Origin of the sequence: Actinoplanes sp. L3-i22, from assembly GCF_019704555.1 — a bacterium.
In the GTDB taxonomy this organism is placed as follows: Bacteria; Actinomycetota; Actinomycetes; order Mycobacteriales; family Micromonosporaceae; genus Actinoplanes.
The window spans coordinates 4294632-4312533 of sequence record NZ_AP024745.1 but is presented as its reverse complement, the minus strand read 5'-3'; the positions used below and the strand labels follow the sequence as shown (position 1 = coordinate 4312533).

The following is a 17902-nucleotide window of genomic DNA, read 5'->3' as shown; positions in this document are numbered from 1 at the left end:
GCTTCAGGACTCGTGCGCCAAGCGTGAAAATGCCATCGCCGTGACAGGGGTTGACGGAGCCTTCGGTAAGTTCTAACTTACCGTTCGTGGCAACTTACCAAGACGATGACGGCTGGGAGGTCCTGGCGGACCCGTCGCGGCGGTCCATCGTCACGCTGCTGGCCGCGCGGCCGCGGGCCGTCGGTGATCTCGCCGACGAGTTGCCGATCAGCCGGCCCGCGGTGTCCCAGCACCTGAAGGTGCTCAAGGATGCCGGTCTGGTCACCGACGAAGCCGTCGGCACCCGCCGGGTCTACCGGCTCGATCCGGCCGCCGTGGCCGCGCTGCGCGACCAGCTGGACACCTTCTGGAACCGCGCGCTGAGCAACTACCAGGACATCGTCGAGCAAACCGACACCGGCGGCCCGCCGGGCGAGGAGAGATCATGACCGAGGCGACAAACCTGACGGTGCAGCGGCAGGTCATCATCGCGGCGCCGATCGAGCGCGCGTTCGCCGTGTTCACCGAGCGGTTCGGCGAGATCAAGCCGCCGGAGCACAACCTGCTCGGCGCGCCGCTCGCCGAGACCGTGTTCGAGCGCAAGGTCGGCGGGCACATCTACGACCGCGCCACCGACGGCAGCGAATGCCACTGGGCCCGGGTGCTGGCCTACGAACCGCCGGACCGGGTCGTGTTCAGCTGGGACATCGGTCCGCGGTGGCAGCTCGAGACCGACCTGGCCAACACCAGTGAGGTCGAGGTCCGGTTCATCGCCGAGACCCCGCACCGCACCCGCGTCGAGCTCGAGCACCGCCACCTCGACCGGCACGGCCCCGGCTGGGAGTCGCTGCGCGACGGCGTCGACAACGCCGAGGGATGGCCGCTCTACCTGGCCCGCTACGTCGCCATGGTCGATCAGGACGGCTGACCGGAGCCGCGGCGCTGCCCGCTACTGATCGGCCGGCTCCAGGTGCGCGATCAGAGTGGCCAGGTCGCGGCGGCGAGAATCAGAAGACCAGACCGCCCAGGTACGACGGATCAGCGGGGTGCCGAGCAGCGGGCGCCACACCACGCCGGGCGGCAGGGGCTGGGACCAGCCGCGCGGGGCGAACGCGAACGCCTGACCGGAACTGACCGCCGCGAACTTCACCTCGGCGATCAGGAAGCGGCCGGGCACCGCGGCCGGGCCCGGGCTCAGGCCGTGACTGCGCAGCACCGCGGTGACCTCGTCGAACCACTGCGGGCTGTCGGCGCGGGCGAACGCGAGCCAGTCCAGGCCGGCGAGCTTTTCCAGCCGTACGCCAAGCCGGGTTTGATCTTGATCTTGGTTTTCGGCGGCCAGCCGGTGTTGGTTTTCGGCGGCCGGCCGGTCTTGGTTTTCGGCGGCCAGCAGGACGCCGAGCTGCTCCTCGACCACCAGGGTGGCGTCGAGATCGCCGTCGCGGGGGCGCCCGCGCAGCAGGCCCAGCTCCAGGTCGCCGTCGCGCAGCGCGGCCAGCTGCGCGGCCGAGGTCAGATGGCGGACCTCCGCCCTGGTCTGCGGAAAGGCCTCGGCGAGGGCTTTGAGGGCCGGCGGCAGCAGATCCGGCGGAAATTCCAGGGGTACGCCGATGCGCAACCGCGCGTCGCCGGTGACCGCGAACCGGCCGACCGCCAGCAGCGCCTGCTCGTAGCGGGCCAGCACCGCCCGGGCCTCGGCGGCCAGCACCGCGCCCGCCTCGGTCAGCTGCACGCCGGTGCTGGTGCGGATCAGCAACTCCGCGCCGACCTGCTGCTCCAGCGCGGCGACCGTCTGCGACACCGCCGGCTGACTCACCCGCAGCCGGCGGGCCGCGCCGGACACACTGCCCTGCTCGGCGATGGCCAGAAAGACCCTGAACTCCCGGAGATCCACGTGCGTATCGCACCACATACGCCCTGATGGCGGCCGATAAGCAGGGCTTATCGCGGCCGGGATGGCCGGGACGGGGCCGGCGGCTTACACCTTCCGCGAGCCCCGCCCGGGGGTCGCGGACAGAGAAGGTGAACGGACATGGCGACAACACTTTCCGGCAGGACCGGCCTGGTCACCGGGGGCATCGGCCGGGCCACCGCGGCGGCGCTGGCCGCGCGCGGGGCGACCGTGGTGATCGCCGGGCGCGACGCCGAGCGCGGGGCGCAGGCGGTGCGGCAGATCGAGCAGGCCGGCGGCACGGCGTTCTTCGTCGCGGCGGACCTGGGCGACGAGCGGTCCGCGCGGGCCCTGGCGGTGCGGGCGGCGGAGCTGGCCGGGCCGGTCGACATCCTGGTCAACAGCGCCGGCGTGTTCCCGTTCGGGCCGACCGAGAAGACCGACGAGGAGACCTTCGAGCAGGTGTACGCGCTGAACGTGAAGGTGCCGTACTTCCTGGTCGCCGAGCTCGCGCCGGGGATGGCGGCGCGCGGGCACGGGGCGATCGTGAACGTGACCACGATGGTGGCCGAGATCGGGATGGCCGGGATGGGACTGTACGGGTCGAGCAAGGCCGCGATGGTGTTGCTGACCAAGTCGTGGGCGGCCGAGTTCGGGCCCAGCGGGGTGCGGGTGAACGCGGTCAGTCCTGGGCCGACGCGTACCGAGGGGACCGCCGCGATGGGGTCGAGTCTCGGGGAGCTTGCCGCGACGGCTCCGGCCGGGCGGGCGGCCGGGCCGGAGGAGATCGCGGCGGCGATCGCGTTCCTTGCCGGGGACGAGGCGTCGTTCGTGCACGGCGCGGTCGTGCCGGTTGACGGTGGGCGGACCGCGGTCTGACCTGGGGTCGGCGGGGCTGAGCGGGCGCTGGGCGGCCCTCAGCCCCGTGCCGGTCGCGAGGGGCTATGCCCCGTGGTTGGCTGGCAGGTCGCGTGCGTCGCTTCTGCGTCTGCTTTGTCAGCGTTGTTGGTCGTCGAAGGTCAGGCGGGATCTTTCGATGCCCTCGATGTTCTGGTGGGCCCAGGAACGGACCGCGGCCAAGGGTTCCAGCACGGAGTGGCCCAGCGGGGTGAGCAGGTACCAGACCTGCGGCACTTTCGCCGCGTCCTGCGGCACTTTTGCCGCGTCCGAGCGGCGGGTGACGAAACCGTCTCGTTCCAGACTTCGCAAGGTCTGCGTGAGCATTTTCTCGCTGATGCCGGCGGCCGCGTCGCGCAGTTGCCCGAATCGTCGCGGGCCGCTCTCCAACTGTCCGATCAGCACTACCGTCCAGCGGTCGGCCAGTCGGTCGAGCGTCTGGCGGGTCGGGCAGCTCAGGGTGGGCGGCGCGGCCTCGGAGCGGCTACCGGCCGACCGGCGACTGCCCGGCCGCGGCCGGGTCCTCGGCTGTGACGACATGGCGTGAGATTAACGCGCGCACTTGCAAGTACGTACTTGATCCAGCGGCTGGGCTCGCCGACGGTAGAGACGGCCGTGAACGTCGGACATCGGAGAAAGTCATGGTGGAGCCCGCACCTATCAGCCAGGTCCAGCTCGGCGGGACCACGGTTATCTACCTGCCGGACGGCGTGGTGCGGGCCGATCCGCTCACCGCATTTCCGGACACGACACAATCCGACTGGGACTCCTATCCGGATCTGTTCGACAGCGACGGCCGGCTGGTGGTCAGCGTCGGTTCGTTCCTGATCCGCAACGACGCCGGTCTGACCCTGATAGACCTGGGTCTGGGGAGAACCGCCGCCGCCGACAGTGGGCAGTTGCTGACCAGCTTGAGCGCCGAACATCTGTCTCCCGCCGACATCGACGTCGTCCTGTTCACCCACATGCATCGCGACCATGTCGGGTGGGCCGGGGCCTTCCACAACGCCCGTCACATCGTCGACGAGCGGGAGTGGAACTACTGGCAGGCACACGATGACCCGACCGGCCCGGATCCGGCGACGGTCCTCGCGCCGCTGGCCCCGGCGATCGAGTTCTTCGACGGCCGGCCGCCCGTGCCCGGGATCCGCGCGCTGCCGACACCCGGCCACACGCCCGGGCACACCAGTTTTCTCGTCACCGATCCGGCGACCGAGGAGAAGGTACTCATCCTGGGCGACGCGATCCATACCCGGGCCCAGTTGGAGAACTTCGGTTGGAGGTTTCGCTCCGACTACGACAGCCGGCTCGCGTCCAGAGTTCGCACCGACCTGCTGCACCGCCCCGAGCCGATCATCGCGAACGGCCACTTCTCCGGCAGCGTCTTCGGCCGCGCGGATGGCCTCGCCCCTGGCGGATGCAGATCGACCGATGATGATTGACCAGCAGCTCGCCTGCCCTTCCCAGCGCGGCAGCCAGCCCGGACCGACTTGGTGAAAGCCTCGAACGTTCAGGGCTTCTCAAGTCAGACCATGTCTCTGACCCAGGCCACGCCAAGCGCCATCGCGATGACCACCACTACGACACCCATCCTCCACCAGGGGATACGGCCGCTGCGATCGAAACCGATGGAGATGCTGTACCCCACCGCGACGGCGAACATCAGGCACATGACGGCCGACAGCGCGTGATGGATCGGGCTGAGCATGTTCCAGTTGATCCAGATCCCGGCGCCGGTGAAGAGCAGGAACAGCATTGAGATGAGGATGAACGGCGACGCAAGACGGAATCGGATCAGTGCGCCCATGGCTGCGCTCCCCCATCGAATTGGCCTACTGCTGCCCCGCTCGCGCATCTGAGCGTCGACCCGATCACGGGCGGACTGCTCGCCGCCGGCGTGCTGGTAATAGGCGGACCGGGAGACCTGAAGTAGCTCACACGCACGCTTGACGTTGTGCTTGCCGGCCTGCTCCGCCTCGATGAACGGATACACGTTCAGCGGGTCTCCCGGGCGAAGAAAGCCGTGGCCCGCTTGAGGATATCGACGTCCTGCTGCAGCCGCCGGTTCTCCGCCCGCAGCCGGGCCAGCTCGGAGCGCTCATCCGAAGTCAGGGCATCCGAGCGGGTAGCGGCGTCAAGCTCAGCCTGCTTGACCCACGCGCGCACCGCGGTCTCGGTCAGATCGAAATCCCTGGCCACCTGCCCGACCGCACGGTCACCACGCTGACACAACTCCACGATCTCGGCCTTGAACTCCGGCGTGAACGCCCGCCGCGGCCTCGATCGCTTCTTTTCCACGTTCTCCATGATGCTGGACATCCTCCCGGAGACCCCAGGTCCCCTGATCTTGGATGTCCGTCAAAACGGGGCAGGCCCAGAGATCATTCCGGGGCGCTATGGTGCCAGCAGCCTTCTACAGCGACGTCCAGTTGCGACTCGACGCTGGTCGTCTGCTGTCAGCATTATCGCGGACGTTGGCCGATCGAGGAGGAGCAGCCCTGTGGACGAGCGAGGGCCGGAGGGCAACGGTTGGTTGTTCGACAACTTCATACGAGACCTGCTCAAGGCTTCGTCCGCCATCAGCGGTCTTGAGGCAGAGCGCGACGGCAACGAGTCCGCTGACATCGGTGTCGACTTCGTGGCCTGGTACGAAGGTAGACCGTTGCTGGTTGAGGCCCAGTTCCAGACACCGCAGACGACGTCTCGTCTGCTGGCAGTCATCGAGAAGCTCAAGCAGGCCTCGGTGGCGTACCAACAGGCTCGGCAGCTCGATCGCCCGCCACGACTCGTTATCGCATTTCCGGGTGTGCTCTCGGAGCAACGCCGGGCGGTGGTCCAGGGTGCCGACGTCCAGATATGGGACGGCATCGAGTTGCAGCGCATGGCTCGCCTTTACAACGTGTTTGCGCCTATGTTCCTCGCTATTCCTGAAGGGGAGGAGCCGCCCATCCGACGCCGGCCGGCGGACGAGCTACTGGCCCGGCTAACGGGAATCCGACGAGGAAAACGGGACTGGCAGGCCTTTGAGCAGTTCATCGAGGACCTGCTCAACCTCCTCTTTGTGCCACCGCTGAACCCGGTTGTCACGCAGAGCAGTACCGAAAACGGTGTGAACCGCCGTGACTTCATCCTGCCAAACTATGCGCCAGCAGATAGCTTCTGGGGCTTTGCGCGGATCCACTATCGGGGCGACTTCATCGTTGCTGACGCGAAAAACTATCGCGCGCAGATCGGCAAGGCAGAGGTCCTTCAGATCGCCAACTACCTCAGCCATCACGGCACTGGTCTCGTCGGCCTGCTACTTACCCGCACAGGCATGGCATCCAGCGCACGCTGGACCAGTCGGGAGCAGTGGTTGCTCTACAACAAGCTCATCGTTGGGCTCAGCGATGACGACTATCGCCAGATGTTGCTTACACACCGAGCCGGCGGAGATCCTGCTGACCTGGTCCGGCAACGTATCGAAGACTTCCGACTTGGCATGTAACCATGCCGCACGCCAATTATGTGCGTGGGCTCTCCTCCCTCTCCAGCGCCGGTCGATGCCAGCCGAACGCCGCCAGCAGGCCGAGCGCCGTCAGCCCGCGCCGCGCTTGCGCGGCGCCTTGATCCAGAAGAGATCAATTCAGCAGTCCAACGAGGTGAAAAGCTTCGGTACAGGTCGGCTTATCCGCTGCCCCCCAAAGTTTGATCGTGTCTTACGAAAGAAGGTGGAATAAGCGATGGGGACAGTGTCTTCATGGGTGGCAGTTGCCGTTTCGCTTGTCGGCGCAGCATTAAGCGTCGTTGCTTTCCTGAGCCAACGCAAGAAGTATCGACTTGAATACATTGTGATGAGCAGTTCGCATGTTATGCGGAATCCCGAAAATCCGGATCTCGCCGTCACATTCAGGAGTGCGCTTGTCGATAATGCAGCTATCACCGTGATCCGAATTGCGAACACCGGCTATGAAGCCATCTTGGCCGATCAGTTCAAAACTGATTTGTCCGTGCATCTTTGTGACGTGAACGAGATACTTCAAGCGTGGCCGACCGCAACCAAACCGCGTGACCTCTCCCCAGCGATTCAGGTCAAGGGTGACAAGGCCACTCTCCCGGGCATGTTGTTGAACCCTGGAGACATGATGGAGCTGCAATTTCTGACAGCAGGGCGCGCGTCATCCGTTTTGATTGAAGGCAGGATAGAGCACGTCACTCCGAAGCGACGAGCGAGCCTTCCATATCCGCCAGGCTCAGGCCCAGAAGGCGAATTGCTTGCATTCGATCGCTTCATGTGGTTCGGGATGCCTTTAATCCTCGGCTTCTCCATTGCCGCGATACCATTGTCATCCTCTATCTCGGGCGCAGCAAAGGTGGTCGTCGCCACCGCTATTGCTTTTGTATTTCTCGTCATCGAGCCCCTTGCAACCCGCACGTTGATCCGACGGCGGCGACTGTGGAACCCCTCCAAGTAAGGGAACGTCGCCCCGCCGCAAACGTAACAGCATTGGCGTTGTCATCCCGTCAACCTTCGTCTACACACCGCGGAGCAGACGGAACCTCCCCGGCAAGGTGAGGCACACTACTTGGCCCCGAGCGAACATTTGTCGTCACAAAACAACTCGGCTATTCGGTATCAGCTGGCCCACTCTGCCCTGTCGCCGCGAGCTCGTCCCACCAGCGCAGGAGTGCACCACGCACGATGTACTCGAAGGTCGACAGCAGCATCGGAGTTTCGGATGCCTTCCATACTCCACCTTGGCCGCCAGAATTGAGCCCTGATGGCACTTCTTGAGGGGCGCCATTAGGGTCAATCCGCGGCGCTTCGAGCATTGGTAAAGGGAAAGGTTTTCCCTCATGCAGAGCCTTGGAGCGATAGCGATAGATGGTCGAGGCATGCTTCCGAATTTTAGTCCAGTCAAGTCTATCGAACTGCGGTCGATGTTCAGGTTCATCAGGGGCGCAGTCGGTCAAGAAGTCGATGAACTTGCGCGTAGCCTTCATCTGCTCCGCCAGCAGTTCAGCAACATCTGCCCTACCCTCAGAATCCGCTGATTGGATCGCGGACCACATTTCAGGCCAGATCTCCTGAAGCAGGTCCGTTGATTCGGCGGTTAGTAGTTGCCGACATGTCGCCGCAGTCTCGGCTGCAGTAACAAGCTGCAGCCAAGATTGATTTGGATCTTCGTTTGCCCACCATAAGGCCGAAGAGTAGGAGCGTGCTGCGCGAACAAGCTCAGCCTGTGCGACCTCTTCGATCCTAGGGAACGAGCCAAGGCGGTACAGTTGCCCCAAGTCAGCCCGCCGCACCTTCGACATCGGTACAAGCTCTCGATTCGGCCGGCCCGGACTTGCCAAGCGCGGAACCTCAAAATAAAGCGGCGGCTCTTTAGGCTCCCCATGTTTATAAATCCCCGAGACACGAAGGGTGCCAGCAAAACGAAGGCGTACGCCTAATTCAAGAGATACTAACGCTGCAATCTCGTCAGCTATTGTGCCGCCGTGGTAGGCGCTCGAATCAGACTTCGCGAGCTTGCCATCGACAATAACCTCCGGAATCAGATTAGTGTGCGTGCTGCCATGCACGATAACTGCAGGTCCAACCAATTCAGATGCGCGGATAATTGTCGCTAGAGAGTAGGGCCCGAAAGTGACTTTACCGCCATAAAACGGAACATCGGAATGCAGCTCATCATCGTACTCTTCGGGGCTGTAACCCGCTTCATCGAAAGCGCGCCAGTTTCGCCATGCGTCCGTTCCCATGCATCAAAGGATGTCACATTAACTACAGGTCGGTAAACGCAATGGGGAAGATTAGATATATGAGCCTTTTTCATCGTGACGGTGCAGGTCACGGCAGGGGCAGAGCCCCGGAGTCGACATAGGACGAGGCTCCCGGTAAGACAGCAGTCGACCAAGATCCGATGCCCCAACCGGGGGCCTCGCTGTGCTGTCTTACCCTGCCGCGATTCCGTTGTCCACTCGCAGCCTGAACCACCTCGCCGACCTCATCCGAGCCCACCGCAACCAGCGCCGGTCCCGGTGGCGGCGTCTCGACCCCGGCCGGCAAGCCCTGCTCGCTCTCGCGCACCTGCGTAACGGTGACACCCTGACCCGCCTGGCCTGCGGTTTGTTGGGTCGGGGACGAACAACGCGCACTCGGATGACGTCCTTCACCAACAACAACCACAATGGGCTCATGCCCACCCTCGATGAGGTCCGCGACGCAACGTGGAATGGCACACTCGGCCGGGCCGGCGACGGGTGGGTCGCGATGCGGGTTCGTCAACTGACTTCGGCGGCGCAGAGCACCCCGCTACGAAACCTGTTTCCCTACACCAGTCACAACACCCTGCACTTCAGCCGCTGCTCCCACTATCCGTTCACGCACGACTGCCCCTGGATCTGGTTCGACCGCGGGCCCCGCTTCATCACCTACGCACCGCATCCCGCCGGCCTCCAAGGGAATATCGCCGAACCCCTGCCGCCGGCACTTCTGGACACCGACGACCCCGATGCGGCAATCGCCGCCGCGGTCCAGGCCCTACCGCCGAACTACGGCACAGTCTGGATCGGCAGCGTCGAGTCGCCCGCCGGCAACGCTTGATCCTGGTCCGGAGAAAAATCCGGCGGACGGCCTTGCCAGAGAACCGGCCGCGGAGATCAAGCAGATCCGCGCAGGCCCGACCGGTTGGCGTCAGTCGACCGACGCCGCGGCCTCCCGCTCCCGGTAGTAGTCGCCGGCGATCACCGGCGGATAGTCCTTGCCGCCACCGACCGGCGGCGCGAGAGGCGTCACGACCCGATCCATGTCCGATTCGCAGAAGACGATGAGGCTGATCAGTTCCTCGTCCGGGTCGGCCTCCGACGGCGGCAGCACCCGGTGCCGGGTGGACCGCCACCGGTCGCCGGTCCACCGGGCGAGCAGGTCGGCGATGTTGACCGTGAAGGCACCCGGGACGTACGGCGCGTCCGCCCACTCGCCGTCGAGGGTCTGCACCTGCAGGCCGCCGTACCCCGGCTGCCGGTCGAGAATGGTGAGGATCCCCCAGTCGGTATGCGGTGCGACCCGGAATTGACCCTCCAGCGGCGCCCCGGTGACCGACAGCGCCGGATAGCGGTTGATGTTGAACGTGTGCGGCGCGTTCCTGGTCCGCTCGACGAAGTAGCCGGGTTCCAGCCCGAGCGCGGTGGCCAGCACCTCCAGCAACTCCCGATACAGGTCCTGAATCTGCGCGGCGTACTCGGTCACCGGCTCGCGCAGGGCGGGCACCTCGGCCGGCCAGATGTTCGCCATGCACCAGGCGGGGTCACCGGCCGGGTCGTCACGCCCGAGCGTGAAGGTCTCCTTCAGGTCGGCCTTGTCCGCATCGGCGACCTCCCCGTAGAACGCGTTCGCCTCGCGGCCGGAAGCAATCCATCCCCGCCCACCGACACCCGTCGCGTACGCCTGCTTGACGGTGTCGGGCAGCGCGAAGAACGCGCGGGACGACTCCCGGATGTTCTCTTTGAGTAAATCGGCGATGCCGTGCCCGCTGACCATGAAGAACCCGGAGTCCTGCATGGCACGGTCGAGGCGGGCGGCGAGTGCGGCGCGCTCCTGGATGCCGGCGTCCCGCCAAGCGCTGATGTCGAAGAGCGGAATGTCCGGCGTGCTCATGTCTCACATCCCAGCCGAGGAGAGAAAGCGTTTTAAGATCCATTCCAAGGTACGGGGCGACTGTTACGACGGCCGTGCTATCAGGCGATACCTGACGATGGCATGGACCGTTGAGAGGACATGCAGAGAAGCGTCACAACGACCGTGGCAGGGCTCGTGCTCGTACTCTGCGCGGTGCCGGCCACCGTCGCGGTGCTCCTGACCGAGGAGCCGTACTGGTCCGCAGCGTTGTGGTTGTACATCGCCGGGATGGCCGGTGCGGGCGTGGCGGTGGGATGGTGGCCTCAGTTGCGCCGGCCGGCCGCCGCGGCCGGCATGGTGTTCGCCGCTCAGGTCGCCGGGTACGGCACGGTCGCCATCCGGGACCTGTTCAACGCTCAGGGCGCCTGGCTGTTCGGGCTGGCGCCGTACGAGATGGCCAGCCGGGTCACGTTCGCGGGGGTAGTTGCGCTGGTGGGCACGGTCGCGGCGTGCGTAGCGGTCGCCCTGCTGTGGCGGGAACCGCAGCGTGGATGGGAAGCCTGGCGCCCGCGGCGGGCCCGGCTGCTGGTCATCGGTGTGGTGTTCATGATCGCGTCGATCACACCGGGTCTGCTGGCCGGCAACCCTGGGGAGATGCTGACCGGCGCCGGAGAGGGACTTCTCTCCATCGGGTTGCCGTGTGGCGGTGGGCTGGCTGCCGCCGCGTGGCTGGGTAGCCGGGCCCGGCGCGCCGCGACCGTGGCGGTGATCATCTCAACCGTTGCCGCGGCGGCGTCGGTCGCGGCACGGCTGATCGCCGGGATGCTGACCTGAGCGATCGACTTGTCCGGCCCGTTCACCGATCATGAACCTCATGGAGAACCAGCGGTCGGCCGAGGCGAAGGTTGTCACGCTCTGCGGCTCGACCAGGTTCGAGGCGGAGTTCGCGCAGGTCAACCAGCGGCTCACGATGGAAGGCTGCGTCGTGATCAGCCTCGGCATGTTCCGCCTGCCCGAGCTGCCGGGCTACGACTGGACGATCGACAGTTCGAATCTGAAGGGGCGGCTCGGCGGCGTGCACTTCCAGAAGATTCGCATGGCTGACGAGGTGTATATCGTGGATCCGGGCGGCTACCTGGGTGAGTCGACCCGACGGGAGATCGCCTACGCGGAGTCGCTCGGCAAGCCGGTTCGCTATCTGAGCCGCGAGGGCCCGGCAGGCTGCGATGCACATCTATGATCGCTCGATGCCAGCTGATCAAGTTGATGCCGCCCAGCGCGAAGAAATCCGCAAAGCGGTCGGTGATCTGCTGCACGATCACTACGTCTTCCCCGACATCGTGCCGGCGATCGTTGATCGCCTCGAGTCGTCCGAGCGAGCAGGCCGCTACCGGACCGACAGCCGGAGCGTTCTCGCTGAGCTGATCGGCGCGGATATGCGCGAGGCCGCGGCCGACAAGCACCTCGGCCTGCGGGTTGATCCCGACGCGAACGCCGCACTGCGGAAATCTCACGACCGCGACAACGGTCTCCAGGAATCCGCCGCCCGCGCGGCGGCGCGTATCCATTACGGGCTCGTCGAGCAGCGAATCCTGGAAGGCAACGTCCGCTACCTGCGGATCACCGATTTCGACTGGGTTCCGGACGCGACGGCCGCCAGCTACGATGCCGCGGCCCGCTTCCTCAGTGGTGCCGACGCGATTCTCATCGACGTGCGCGGCAACCGAGGCGGCGAACCCCCGGCCGTGCAGTACCTGGTGAGCCACTTCCTCGAACCGGACAAGCTACTGATGACCTTCCGCGAAGGAAGCACCGCCGCGGTGCAGTCCCGGGCGCTGGCCCATCTGCCCGCCGGCCGGCTCTCCGGCATTCCCCTGTCCGTCCTCATCGACGGCAACACCTACTCCGCCGGCGAGGCGTTCGCCTATCACGTACGGCATTTCGGCTTGGGCGAGCTTGTCGGCGCGGACACGGCCGGAGCCGCGAACCTGAACGAGCTGTTGCCTGTCGGATCCGACTTCGTGGTGAGCATCTCCCACGGTCGCCCGGTGCATCCGGTCACCGGCACGAACTGGGAGGGCGTGGGTGTCCCGCCCACCATCGCGGCGGCGCCGGCACAGGCGCTCGACGTCGCGCACGCGGCAGCCCTGCAGCGGATGATCGCCGCGGCGACAACCGACGAGCTGCGCGCCGAGTACGAATGGGCGCTGGTGGCAGTCGATGCGCGCCGGCAACCACCGTCGCCGGATCCCGCCGCCGTCGCGGCGTATGCCGGATCGTATGACCCCGCCGAGGTCGCCGTCCGCGCCGGCGAGTTGTGGCTCAGCCGGCCGAGTCGGCGAGACTTTCGGCTGGTTCCGCTCACCACCGACGGTCTCTACGGTGCGGACGGCAACGACGGAATGCGCGTACGTTTCACACCCGACCGGATGGAACTTCTGTTCCGGGGATCCCCACAGCGACAGCTGTATCGCCGAGCCGCTTCGCGCTGACCGGGGGCGCCCGGATGGTTCGCTGTGGGCTCGGTGACGGGCTGTCACGGCGTACGCAAATCGTCTTTCTGTTTTTGAATTTGCTTTGTCGGGCATCGTCGTCGCCTGGCACAACTGGTTCTAGACTGCGTCCATTGACGAACGAGACGAGGATTCCGATGTATCTGGTGGAACTCGCTTTCCAGGACACCCCCGATCGGCTCGCGGCTCGGCCCGCCCACCGGGAGCGCCTGAAGGTCCTGCATGCGGCCGGTAAAATCGTGATGGCCGGGCCGTTCGCCGACGACTCCGGCGCCCTTCTGGTCTTCGACGTGGCTGACACCGCCGAGCTCGATGCGCTCGTCGGCGCGGACCCGTATTACGCGACGCCGGGCGTGACGATAGTGCGGCAGCGAGAATGGTCCCCGATTCTGCGATAGCCACCGAGTTGGCTTTCGGAGCGGAAACGGGGGCGTTCCGGCCCATCAGGATCAGCTGGATCGGCCGATTTCAACGGGGTCGCAGGTGTCGGTGTACGGGTTTGCTTCCGAGTCGCCGGGGACCGGTATGCCGTGGTCGATCAGGAACTGCCAGATGGTCCTGGCGAGTGGTTCGACCTCGCGTTCCTCGATCGAGGCGTAGTCGTCGGCGAGCAGTAGGTCGGCGACGTTGCTGGCGGCCCGCCACAGCGGTTGGTCGATCGGCATCAGCGCTCACTTCCCCTCATCCGAGTCTCGATAGGTGTGTAACCAGAATTCAATCTCGGCGGCTCGCCAGACCCGTCCCATGCACAGCGACACCACGGGGGCCGGAAAGTCGGCGCGTTCGGCAAGTTGCTGGACGCGCTGGCGCGAAAGGCCCATCCGGACGGCAATCTCCCGGGCGCCCATGAATGCGGAATCGGCTGCCGCGTCGGTCATCGTTGCCTCCGGTCGTATCGCATATCGGCCCCTCGCTGTCGGCCCCGTTACCTGCGTGATGCCTTTCCGCTGTCATGCGGCAAGCCCTGGCTTGTCCGACCAGCCGAGGAACCGCTCGTACAGGTCCGGCGGCAGCCCGCCCGAGCCGGCCGCCCAGTCGTCGATCGCATCGATCAGGCACGAGCTGAGATAGACGACGAGTCCATGCGGGAACCGCTGGTACTGCTCGGCAAGCTCGACCTTGGCGACCGCGCACGGCCACACCTGGCCGCACACCCGGCAACTCCAGCCGGGGCGTTCGCCCTGATGATCCGTGCGCGGCACTAGCACAACAGCGACCGGCCCGCGCATGGCGCGAACTGCATGCTGCCGCTGTTGGGGATCGCCCAGCCGTCCACTTGTGGCAGCGGGATCAGCCCGAGGAATCGCCGTCGCCCATGCATCGTCATCGCCTCCACATCTGAGCCGCTCCGAGCGGTTGGCACGGCGGGGCAGGCCGGTGAACGAAGGAGGCCAGACAGGCCAGCAAAATCTCTACCTACCGCCGCCGCTGCTCCGATCGTTACGGAACGATCACGCGTGGTGTAGAAGGCGGATGTACGCAGCAGCCAGCGGGGCGTACGCAGACCTGCGTACAGCAAGGTCAGCCCTCGTCGGCCGGCCGAAGCGCCTCGCACTCCTCCCGCAGGTCACCGGCCTCCGGCACGCCGCTCGCCGTCACGCCGTCGACCACCTCGACCACCCGCCACCAGTTCGACGGCACGATCCGGCCCGACCGCATCGCCACCCGGGCCTGCTGCGCCGCCTCCTCCGGCCGCGGCTTCCCGGCCAGCAGCGCCAGGCCGAGGTCGAGCCGGGCCGACGCGATCCGACGCGGCCGGGCGCCCTCCGCCTCCAGCTCGGTGATCACGTCCCGCGCGACCTGTTCGGCCGCCGGATCCCCCGCCCACGCCAGCGTCGTCGCCGCGTAGCTGTGCGCCTTGGCCGGGTCGTACCGGTAGTGGTGCTCCGGATGCTCCGGCATCTCCCGATGCTCCGCCATGCGCCCCACCCGGCCCAGCGCATCCCGGGTCGCCTGCGCATCGCCGAGCCGCGCCCACGCCCGCCCCTCCTGCGCGGTCGCCTGCACGATCGCCGACCCGTCCGCCGGAGCGATGGCCTGCGCGTGCTGGGACAGCTCGACGGCCCGGCGGAAGTCACCGCGCGTCAGCCGGTCCCACGCCCGCGTCTCCAGGCACCACGCGGCGATCTCCGCGTGCCCGGACTGCCCGGACAATTCGGCCGCCGTGCTCAGGTGCGCCCCGGCAGCCGTTCGCTGCTGCAGGTCGATGTGCAGCGTGGCGCGCAGCAGCGACAGCCAGCCGCCGACCACCAGCAGCCGCCGGTGCCGGCCGAGCGTGGCACGCCCGGCCAGGAGCTGCTCGACGTAGCGCAGGTGGCGCCGCACCCGGGGCAACAGGTCAGCGGGCGGAACGGTGGCGTACCCCCGCGCCGTCTCGTCGAAGGCTCGTTCCAGCCGGGTCAGGGTGCCATCACTGACGTCCGAGGCGGCCGAACGTTGCGCCAGCTCGATCGCCTCCAGCTCACCCTCGACGTCCTGCGGGGCAGGGGTACGCAGCATCGCGGTGAGCCGGCCGCAGGCGTGCAGCGCCTCGTCCAGCGCCCGGGCGATGTCGGGTGTGGGGCGGCGCCGGGCGTGCTCCAGGTCGCTGATCTGCGTGTGGCTGACGGTGGAGAGGCTGGCGAGCTGTCGATAGGACAGCCCGCTGAGTTCACGGAGCCGACGGAGTTCGCCGGCGAATGCCGCGTTCATGTCCTACCCCCTGGTAGCCGGTCAGGGGGCGGCCGGTCCGGCTGGTATCCGGCCGCCGGCAATCGACGGTACGCCGTCCAACGACGTTCATCGCTCAGCAGGTGGTTTGGCCGGCCCTGTAACGATCAGTGCTTTCAACCCTGCGGCGATGGCTGGCCGGCTCACCTCGCGGCTGCCAGATCCCGGGGACTCCCGACCTGCTCAGTCACTCCATACCGGTCGTGCAGCCGCCGCAGCGGCCGCGGCGCCCACCAGTTCCACCGGCCGAGCAGCGTCATCACCGCCGGCACGAGCACACACCGAATAAGGGTGCTGTCCACGGCAACCGCCACGAACAAACCAATCCCCAACTCCTCGATATCAGCAAGCTGAGCACTGGCAAACCCAGCGAAAACCACAAGCATAAGCAACGCAGCCGAGGTAATGATCGACCCGGACCGCTGCAGCCCGAGCCGCACCGCCGACTCGGTGTCATGCCCGTCGTCCACGAATTCCTTGATCCGCGAGAGCAAAAAGATCTCGTAATCCATCGAAAACCCAAAGGCAAAGGCAAAAACCACCACAATGGTGTACGGCGAAATCCCGCCAAGCGTGAGTGTCCCCAACGGCCCCGCCAACCAACCGAACTGAACGACCGCCACCAGGACACCGAACGTCGCCCCGATCGAAAGCAGATTCGCCAGAATCGCCTTGACCGGCGCAACCACCGACCCGGTCATGAGGAACAGCAGCACAACCATCGACACAAGCATCACCAGGATCATCCAGGGCAGCCCCTGCCGCACCTTCTCGTTGAGATCGAGCAGCACAGCAGCATCACCCATCACCCAGGACTGCCCACCCGGCGGCCGCTCGGCCTTGATCTCGTGCACCAAGGACTGCGCGTTCGCCCCCTGGGCCTCCCCCGCGACCCGGAACGAGATCGTGGACAGCCCAGGCCCCACCTGCCGGGCCACGCCGATCGCAGTCACTCCCGACACGGTCGCCAGCCGAGCAGCCCAGGCGTCCAAGTCGCCGGGCGCACTGCGAGCCAGGACAAAAACCGCGGGTTGCACCTCGATCTGATACTCAGCGGAAAGCACCCGAGCCGCCTGCACACTCCGCATGTCCTGCGGAAGTCCGTCGAGCTGCGGCAGCCTCGACCGCGCCCCCAACAGCGGAAGACAGGCCACGACAAGAACGAGAATCGCAACAAGCGCCACCAGGCGAGCCCACTTCTGAACAAACCGAGCCAGCCCGTAGAAAAAGCCGTTGTGCAGATTGTTCTCCCGCCGCCGCAGCCTGGCGACGGCCCGCGGCGACGGCCTGACGAACCGCCCGAACACCCCGATCAGCGCCGCCGGCAGCGAAAGCGCCGCAAGCATCGCGATCAACGTCGCGGAAATCCCCGCGGCCCCCATCGTCTGCAGCCGCGGAATGTCGAACGCGAGCATCCCGGCCAGCGCCGCCATGACCGTCAGCCCGGAGAACACAATGGTCCGCCCGGCCGACGCCCAGGTGCGCCGAATCGCCAGGTCCGCAGGATGCCCGCCGGCCAATTCGTCACGGAACCGGGCGATCAGCAGCAGCCCGTAGTCGATCGACAGCCCCAGACCGATGACCATCACGACATTCATCACGGTGCTGTCCATCGGAACGAACCGCAGAAAAACCATGACCCCGAGAAACGACCCGGTGATCGCCCCGATCGCCGCGGTGAGCGGCAGCAACGCCGCGACGAGACCCCCGAAGACCACGACCAGCAGAATCAGCGTGACCGGCAGAGCAAGAACCTCGGCGCGCAGCAGATCACCCTGCGACCGAGAATTCGTCTCCTTCGCCTGAGGCTCATCACCCCCGATCAAAACCTTGCTTCCGGGTACGTCGTCAGCAATACGGTTGACCCGTTCGGAAGCCGCCGTCAGCGTCGCCTTCTTCGCGCCCCGGTCGAGTTTCGCCATGGTGACGGTGACTTCGAGCCCGTCGCCGTCCTTCGACGACACCGGCGCATCGACGCGGACGATTCCCGGAATGTCGTGCAGGTCGGCCGCCGCTGACGAGACCGCCTGCCGGGCCCGGCTCTCATCACCCCGAATGCCGTCCACCACAACGTAGAGCCGGTTGTAGGAGTCCCCCTCGGCGGCCAGCACCTGCCGGCCGTTGTTCGATTCCATGCCCTGCGACGGCCGGTTGGCCGCCAGCGACGACAGCACCGGCCCGATGGCCAGGCCGCCCGAGATGATGACGATGAGCCAGCCGATCAGCACGATCCAGCGGCGGCGGAAGCAGAAGTGTCCGACTCGAGAAAGCATGCGGCAAATCCTCGGCGCGGCCGGCCGGTGAGTCAGTCAC

The 17902-nt window shown here is 66.4% G+C and carries 22 protein-coding genes and 1 pseudogene; 12 read left to right on the top strand and 11 right to left on the bottom strand.

Features of this window, described 5'->3' with window-relative positions:
- Window positions 1–86: 86 nt before the first annotated feature.
- Entirely contained in the window at window positions 87–428 is a 342-nt protein-coding gene (locus L3i22_RS18970) for a helix-turn-helix transcriptional regulator (protein ID WP_221328287.1), read from the top strand.
- Entirely contained in the window at window positions 425–907 is a 483-nt protein-coding gene (locus L3i22_RS18965; protein WP_221328286.1) for an SRPBCC family protein, read from the top strand. Before L3i22_RS18970 ends, L3i22_RS18965 begins: the two co-directional genes overlap by 4 nt.
- A 21-nt stretch (window positions 908–928) precedes the next feature.
- Here the strand turns inward: L3i22_RS18965 and L3i22_RS18960 are convergent, their stop codons facing one another.
- Window positions 929–1873, bottom strand: coding sequence for a LysR family transcriptional regulator (locus tag L3i22_RS18960; RefSeq protein WP_221328285.1), 945 nt, complete (start codon window positions 1871–1873; stop codon window positions 929–931).
- Between the two features lie 138 nt (window positions 1874–2011).
- On the opposite strand from L3i22_RS18960, the gene L3i22_RS18955 reads away from it, so the two are divergent.
- Window positions 2012–2749 carry an SDR family NAD(P)-dependent oxidoreductase gene (locus tag L3i22_RS18955; RefSeq protein ID WP_221328284.1) on the top strand — a complete coding sequence of 246 codons (738 nt, stop codon included), beginning with the start codon at window positions 2012–2014 and terminating at the stop codon, window positions 2747–2749.
- A gap of 117 nt (window positions 2750–2866) precedes the next feature.
- On the opposite strand, the gene L3i22_RS18950 is transcribed toward L3i22_RS18955, so the two are convergent.
- Entirely contained in the window at window positions 2867–3307 is a 441-nt protein-coding gene (locus L3i22_RS18950; protein ID WP_221328283.1) for a helix-turn-helix domain-containing protein, read from the bottom strand.
- A gap of 101 nt (window positions 3308–3408) precedes the next feature.
- Here L3i22_RS18950 and L3i22_RS18945 point away from each other — a divergent pair, with 101 nt between their 5' ends.
- Window positions 3409–4209 (top strand): MBL fold metallo-hydrolase, encoded by an 801-nt coding sequence (locus tag L3i22_RS18945; protein WP_221328282.1) that lies wholly within the window; start codon window positions 3409–3411, stop codon window positions 4207–4209.
- 83 nt (window positions 4210–4292) lie between these two features.
- On the opposite strand, the gene L3i22_RS18940 is transcribed toward L3i22_RS18945, so the two are convergent.
- Window positions 4293–4760: a hypothetical protein gene (locus L3i22_RS18940; protein ID WP_221328281.1), complete on the bottom strand. Its 468-nt coding sequence runs from the start codon at window positions 4758–4760 to the stop codon at window positions 4293–4295.
- 2 nt (window positions 4761–4762) lie between these two features.
- Window positions 4763–5074: a transposase gene (locus tag L3i22_RS18935; RefSeq protein ID WP_221328280.1), complete on the bottom strand. Its 312-nt coding sequence runs from the start codon at window positions 5072–5074 to the stop codon at window positions 4763–4765.
- 193 nt (window positions 5075–5267) lie between these two features.
- Here L3i22_RS18935 and L3i22_RS18930 point away from each other — a divergent pair, with 193 nt between their 5' ends.
- Entirely contained in the window at window positions 5268–6254 is a 987-nt protein-coding gene (locus L3i22_RS18930) for a hypothetical protein (RefSeq protein ID WP_221328279.1), read from the top strand.
- A 256-nt stretch (window positions 6255–6510) separates the two neighbouring features.
- A complete protein-coding gene (locus L3i22_RS18925; RefSeq protein ID WP_221328278.1) occupies window positions 6511–7221 on the top strand; it encodes a hypothetical protein in 711 nt (236 codons plus the stop codon).
- 151 nt (window positions 7222–7372) lie between these two features.
- Here L3i22_RS18925 and L3i22_RS18920 read toward each other — a convergent pair whose 3' ends face one another.
- The gene (locus L3i22_RS18920) at window positions 7373–8509 is read right to left on the bottom strand and encodes a hypothetical protein (RefSeq protein ID WP_221328277.1); all 1137 of its coding nucleotides are present in this window, start codon (window positions 8507–8509) and stop codon (window positions 7373–7375) included.
- Window positions 8510–8693: 184 nt separating this feature from the next.
- Between L3i22_RS18920 and L3i22_RS53550 the strand changes: the two are divergent.
- Window positions 8694–8876: pseudogene (locus L3i22_RS53550) on the top strand (IS5/IS1182 family transposase); the annotation flags it as partial.
- 69 nt (window positions 8877–8945) lie between these two features.
- On the top strand, window positions 8946–9353 hold the full coding sequence (locus L3i22_RS53545; RefSeq protein ID WP_255658688.1) for a DUF6193 family natural product biosynthesis protein: 408 nt from the start codon (window positions 8946–8948) through the stop codon (window positions 9351–9353).
- A gap of 90 nt (window positions 9354–9443) precedes the next feature.
- On the opposite strand, the gene L3i22_RS18910 is transcribed toward L3i22_RS53545, so the two are convergent.
- Window positions 9444–10406 carry an isopenicillin N synthase family oxygenase gene (locus L3i22_RS18910; RefSeq protein WP_221328275.1) on the bottom strand — a complete coding sequence of 321 codons (963 nt, stop codon included), beginning with the start codon at window positions 10404–10406 and terminating at the stop codon, window positions 9444–9446.
- A gap of 156 nt (window positions 10407–10562) precedes the next feature.
- Between L3i22_RS18910 and L3i22_RS18905 the strand changes: the two genes are divergently transcribed.
- The 4 genes from L3i22_RS18905 (at window position 10563) to L3i22_RS18890 (ending at window position 13278) form a co-directional block, all read left to right on the top strand.
- Window positions 10563–11201, top strand: a complete 639-nt coding sequence (locus L3i22_RS18905) for a hypothetical protein (protein ID WP_221328274.1) — start codon at window positions 10563–10565, stop codon at window positions 11199–11201.
- A gap of 40 nt (window positions 11202–11241) precedes the next feature.
- Window positions 11242–11607, top strand: coding sequence for a hypothetical protein (locus L3i22_RS18900; RefSeq protein WP_221328273.1), 366 nt, complete (start codon window positions 11242–11244; stop codon window positions 11605–11607).
- Complete coding sequence (locus L3i22_RS18895) at window positions 11594–12859, top strand: S41 family peptidase (RefSeq protein WP_221328272.1); 1266 nt, start codon at window positions 11594–11596, stop codon at window positions 12857–12859. Before L3i22_RS18900 ends, L3i22_RS18895 begins: the two co-directional genes overlap by 14 nt.
- Window positions 12860–12993: 134 nt before the next feature.
- Window positions 12994–13278 (top strand): YciI family protein, encoded by a 285-nt coding sequence (locus L3i22_RS18890; protein WP_221328271.1) that lies wholly within the window; start codon window positions 12994–12996, stop codon window positions 13276–13278.
- A gap of 51 nt (window positions 13279–13329) precedes the next feature.
- On the opposite strand, the gene L3i22_RS18885 is transcribed toward L3i22_RS18890, so the two are convergent.
- The 5 genes from L3i22_RS18885 to L3i22_RS18865 form a co-directional block, all read right to left on the bottom strand.
- Window positions 13330–13545: a hypothetical protein gene (locus tag L3i22_RS18885; protein ID WP_221328270.1), complete on the bottom strand. Its 216-nt coding sequence runs from the start codon at window positions 13543–13545 to the stop codon at window positions 13330–13332.
- Window positions 13546–13551: 6 nt separating this feature from the next.
- Complete coding sequence (locus tag L3i22_RS18880) at window positions 13552–13758, bottom strand: AlpA family transcriptional regulator (protein ID WP_255658386.1); 207 nt, start codon at window positions 13756–13758, stop codon at window positions 13552–13554.
- 72 nt (window positions 13759–13830) lie between these two features.
- Window positions 13831–14109, bottom strand: coding sequence for a hypothetical protein (locus L3i22_RS18875; RefSeq protein WP_255658385.1), 279 nt, complete (start codon window positions 14107–14109; stop codon window positions 13831–13833).
- 292 nt (window positions 14110–14401) lie between these two features.
- Complete coding sequence (locus L3i22_RS18870; protein ID WP_221328269.1) at window positions 14402–15571, bottom strand: helix-turn-helix transcriptional regulator; 1170 nt, start codon at window positions 15569–15571, stop codon at window positions 14402–14404.
- Window positions 15572–15732: 161 nt separating this feature from the next.
- Window positions 15733–17862, bottom strand: coding sequence for an MMPL family transporter (locus L3i22_RS18865; RefSeq protein WP_221328268.1), 2130 nt, complete (start codon window positions 17860–17862; stop codon window positions 15733–15735).
- Window positions 17863–17902: the final 40 nt, after the last annotated feature.

Excerpts from the sequence above, each read along its gene's own strand:
- L3i22_RS18965 (WP_221328286.1), top strand. The coding sequence starts at position 425 with ATGACCGAGGCGACAAACCTGACGGTGCAGCGGCAGGTCATCATCGCG.
- L3i22_RS18955 (WP_221328284.1), top strand. The coding sequence starts at position 2,012 with ATGGCGACAACACTTTCCGGCAGGACCGGCCTGGTCACCGGGGGCATC.
- L3i22_RS18950 (WP_221328283.1), bottom strand. The coding sequence starts at position 3,307 with ATGTCGTCACAGCCGAGGACCCGGCCGCGGCCGGGCAGTCGCCGGTCG.
- L3i22_RS18945 (WP_221328282.1), top strand. The coding sequence starts at position 3,409 with ATGGTGGAGCCCGCACCTATCAGCCAGGTCCAGCTCGGCGGGACCACG.
- L3i22_RS18935 (WP_221328280.1), bottom strand. The coding sequence starts at position 5,074 with ATGGAGAACGTGGAAAAGAAGCGATCGAGGCCGCGGCGGGCGTTCACG.
- L3i22_RS18920 (WP_221328277.1), bottom strand. The coding sequence starts at position 8,509 with ATGGGAACGGACGCATGGCGAAACTGGCGCGCTTTCGATGAAGCGGGT.
- L3i22_RS53545 (WP_255658688.1), top strand. The coding sequence starts at position 8,946 with ATGCCCACCCTCGATGAGGTCCGCGACGCAACGTGGAATGGCACACTC.
- L3i22_RS18910 (WP_221328275.1), bottom strand. The coding sequence starts at position 10,406 with ATGAGCACGCCGGACATTCCGCTCTTCGACATCAGCGCTTGGCGGGAC.
- L3i22_RS18900 (WP_221328273.1), top strand. The coding sequence starts at position 11,242 with ATGGAGAACCAGCGGTCGGCCGAGGCGAAGGTTGTCACGCTCTGCGGC.
- L3i22_RS18895 (WP_221328272.1), top strand. The coding sequence starts at position 11,594 with ATGCACATCTATGATCGCTCGATGCCAGCTGATCAAGTTGATGCCGCC.
- L3i22_RS18885 (WP_221328270.1), bottom strand. The coding sequence starts at position 13,545 with ATGCCGATCGACCAACCGCTGTGGCGGGCCGCCAGCAACGTCGCCGAC.
- L3i22_RS18880 (WP_255658386.1), bottom strand. The coding sequence starts at position 13,758 with ATGACCGACGCGGCAGCCGATTCCGCATTCATGGGCGCCCGGGAGATT.
- L3i22_RS18875 (WP_255658385.1), bottom strand. The coding sequence starts at position 14,109 with ATGCGCGGGCCGGTCGCTGTTGTGCTAGTGCCGCGCACGGATCATCAG.
- L3i22_RS18870 (WP_221328269.1), bottom strand. The coding sequence starts at position 15,571 with ATGAACGCGGCATTCGCCGGCGAACTCCGTCGGCTCCGTGAACTCAGC.
- L3i22_RS18865 (WP_221328268.1), bottom strand. The coding sequence starts at position 17,862 with ATGCTTTCTCGAGTCGGACACTTCTGCTTCCGCCGCCGCTGGATCGTG.